The organism is Acetonema longum DSM 6540, from assembly GCF_000219125.1.
Taxonomy (GTDB): Bacteria; Bacillota; Negativicutes; order Sporomusales; family Acetonemataceae; genus Acetonema; species Acetonema longum.
In genome coordinates this window covers 1-3790 of record NZ_AFGF01000194.1, presented here as the reverse complement: position 1 = coordinate 3790, position 3790 = coordinate 1, and the positions used below count along the sequence as shown (strand labels likewise).

Here is a 3790-nt window from a genome sequence, read left to right as displayed (position 1 = left end):
CTAAAGGAAGGGAAGCAGGTTCTGAAAAAACATCATAATAAGCAGCAACTATTCCCTTCTGGAGTAAATATTGTTGCTTTTTTCTTCGCACGTGTAATAGCGACACGTAAATTCAGGCGTGCTTGATCTATTTTTTCTACATCGTAAATAAATCTTTGCCCTGGGAAATTGCCTTCATAAATAATAACTTCATCAAATTCTTTCCCTTTCGCTTTATGTATTGTCATTACATTGACGCCAGTCCACGTTTTTGCAGAAGTTGCAAAATGCTCTTGAGTTAAAGCATTTCTGACAGCTTCAGTTGCACCTTTGTAATTGTCGAATCGACGCCAAGTTTCGCTTAAACTAGAATTCAAAATTGAACTTTTATGCAATAATCGTAAATAGGTGGCATCGATTCTAACCTGTTTAATACAATCAGTTGTGGCATCCGAAATGATATCTCTAACCTTTATCCAATCAGAGGCTACTTCACCTGTAAAATCTAGGCTATTACATCTTTCAGTAATTCTTTTGCTTTCATCAATAATAACCTTTCTATTTTTACCAGTTATTTTCCCTGTTTTTGTATATTCTAATAAAGCTGTTGAAAGTATAAGATCTTTTTGACTTGGAGGTTTATCACCACGCCGGCCCCGAATGTGTTCGCAAAGATCAATAAGAAATTGATTAATATTGCATTGTTTAATTGATCCATATTCCATTAATCGTGCAATAACTAAAGCTGCAATAGAAGGTCCAGCTGTTTCAATTGCGACTTCATGTTGAATACGAGGTATGATTGTACCATTTTTAAGCTTATGAGTTTTTTCAAGAAAATCAGATACTGTTAACATGAGACTATTTGATGGCAGAAGTACAGCTATAGACCATTCTTTTGGGGTTTCACTACGTAGCCTTTTACAGGCCTCTATTATAGCAAATTTAAGTAAAATGAGTTGATTGTTTTTTTCACGAATTGGATAATATCTGCATTCAACATTGTTATATTTTTTATTTTTGTTGTTACCTGTAAGTAGATCATTTCCAAATTGTACAATATCTGTACCATTACTCCGATTGTTTTCGTTGCCAAAATTAAATGAGATAGGATGAAATGTCGTGATATACTGAGTAATCCTAGCAGGGTCAGCCCCTCTAAAGTCATAAATTCGTTGTTCCGCGTCAGCCAAAACGATTAAATTGCTTTTTCGTCCAAGTTGAGTTATTAATGCCCATTCATCTGCATTCGTGTCTTGAAATTCATCTAATATAATAACAGGATAAGTTTCTGAAAGTATTGTTGAAAGCGCATTGCTTCTAGAAAGCAGTTTTGCACACATACAGGCAAATAAGTCAAAGTGCGTTAGGCCTTCTTGTTCAAAAAGTCTGTTTATTTCTACTTCTTTAGCAGATTTATTATCATAATTTGCTAATAAGGCTGCTGCCTCATGTGGAGGCAAAAGTCGAAGTTGTTTTTTACACAATAGATATCCATGACTCTTTAATATAGTCCAAGCAAAGCTATGGTAAGTATTAATCTCCAAATGATTGGTTAGAGACTTCATAAAAACAATATTGGCATGTTGTTCTACACGAGATATTGTAGAACGCGCAAAACTTAAGAAAAGAATACATTGCCCACTTTGAAGCACTCCAGACTCTATAATTTTTTTTGCTTTTAATAATGCAATCGTAGTCTTTCCTGAGCCGGGACCGCCTAATACAAGAAGATTGCCTGTCGCATCTAGCAATTTCTGTTTTTCTTCTGAAAGATCAAACATATATACACCTTTAAGATCCTGGAATCGCAACGTCATCAAGAGTATCATCCGACAATTCTACTTGATTTGTTGGATTCAAGATTCTACAGATTTCTTTTAGTACGTTAACAATATGACCGGGCATTTCATCCTTACTGCATTGATTAAGAAAGTCTGCTGCTGCCCCTGAACCTTTTGCCCATTTAAAATATTCCATTAAAGATGTTTTTAAATTTTCTATTGCCATATCCTGTGTTGGCTTCGAATTAAGGTGTGTAGGCCATTCATGACCATCAACGAGAAAAGAGGCATATCGTCTTAGTGCGGTTTCATTTGAACCATTTACAAGAACATTTTCAAACCCCTTTTCTGAAGCCTCAAATGCATAGTCAGTTGACGAAAGAATATTACGTCTGGATTCATCTGTTTGTTTATCAAAAACAGCAAATACTGTTTTCCCCAATTGACGAAAATAGCTTCCTAGTGGTGCGACTTGTGAATCAGTCTCAGCATTTATTATTGCAATACCTAGACCCTCAAGTGAGGTGTATTCATTAGGAAATAATTCATGTAATCTTTTTGCCGCTGCGGGAAAAGCATCATACTCGGTCCTTCCTTCAGCGATCAATACTCGGCGCGCCAATAAGGATTCACAAAATCGTCTTTTGACTTCCTCTCGGTACATATTATATTTTTTTATTTTAGGAGGATATTGCGCAGGAATTCCTGTCAGGATACCGTTGTTACGATTAATCACAACAATTTGAGAGGGATTAAATTCTTCTAGAACATATGGGGAATGTGAGGTAAAAATAGCTTGTGCTGATTTAGAAATTATGCTGTTTATAATTCTTTTCTGAGTATGCGGGGGTATTGCTATTTCAGGCTCCTCCATAGCAAATATAACATTTTGTTTAAGTTCAGCAATCATCGAAAGCAATGATAAAACCAGCGTATTAACCGTGCCTGTCCCTTGGTGGTGAAAAGGCGCAGCATATTCCGTTCCACCATCGCAACACGAACCGGTTCCCAAAAAAACGGTAAGTATTTGTCTTAGATGTTCTCGAGTTAGTTGTGAAACGCGCATTGCTGGTGCGTCCGCACATTCAATAGGCACTAGAGAGCGAACAACTGTCTGAACGGACTCTAAAACATCAGATATGCCTAGATCGGGATCGTTAGCAACCGAAATATTACGTAGCTGTTCCAGAACATTTTCCCACATTTGTGGGCGTATCTCTTTTAACCTTAATATTACATCTAGCAATGACCCTCTCTCAAGACTTAAAGCACGAGTGCCGGTACGAAGCGTACGTAGATAAAGGAAGCCACAAAATCGTTTATCACTGGTTCTAAAACTATCATACGTTCCGTCTTCCTTTTTAGGTAACATGAAAAAGGTAGCTCCAACAAAATCATCTTCATCGGCATCATAATTTCCTTTGAAACCAATTCTCAGTGCAGCAACTACACCGGCGTTGTCCGTTGCTTCAGGTGGGGGACCATCAATTAATACATTGTTATCAGTATCCCACCACTCAAGATGATTTCGAAAATGCCTTTGCTGTTCTATAGTTAAGTCAATAATTACTGCTTCAATCAAAATATCAATTGGATTTTTCTCATTATCTAAATATCGCCCTGCATAAAAATCATGCTCATCTATTACTGGATGTCTGGATAGCCGTTCGGGTCCAAGAACTAAATCTATTGCTTCCAAAATTGTTGATTTGCCGGTGTTATTATCCCCAACCAATACGGCATTTCCAGGTAAAAGGAGATGGCTTTCTTTTATTCCTCTGAAATTATTAATCTGAATATATACAAGCTTCATAGATTCCCTCCAAAATCAGAGTGCAATATGTAAGGTATTATTAATGAAGATTGTTCTGCCCAATATTATCCATTTCGACAGAAATATGTAATATCCTCTCAAACATTATGATTTGTCATTATTAGAGTTTCGCCTTTCACTCAACTGTAGGAACCAAACTATAAGTATGTACGGCAAGAAAAAGCCTGAATCAGATTTTAATATCCGCCTCCGA

General features: G+C 36.7%; 2 protein-coding genes. Both read right to left on the bottom strand.

Going from position 1 to position 3790, the window contains the following annotated elements; genetic code table 11:
- Nucleotides 1–32: 32 nt before the first annotated feature.
- Nucleotides 33–1799, bottom strand: coding sequence for a UvrD-helicase domain-containing protein (locus tag ALO_RS16385; RefSeq protein WP_004098137.1), 1767 nt, complete (start codon nucleotides 1797–1799; stop codon nucleotides 33–35).
- Entirely contained in the window at nucleotides 1774–3576 is a 1803-nt protein-coding gene (locus ALO_RS16380) for an ATP-dependent nuclease (protein ID WP_004098135.1), read from the bottom strand. The genes ALO_RS16385 and ALO_RS16380 overlap by 26 nt, the downstream gene beginning before the upstream one ends.
- Nucleotides 3577–3790 lie beyond the last annotated feature (214 nt).

Excerpts from the sequence above, each read along its gene's own strand:
- ALO_RS16380 (WP_004098135.1), bottom strand. The coding sequence starts at position 3,576 with ATGAAGCTTGTATATATTCAGATTAATAATTTCAGAGGAATAAAAGAA.
- ALO_RS16385 (WP_004098137.1), bottom strand. The coding sequence starts at position 1,799 with ATGACGTTGCGATTCCAGGATCTTAAAGGTGTATATATGTTTGATCTT.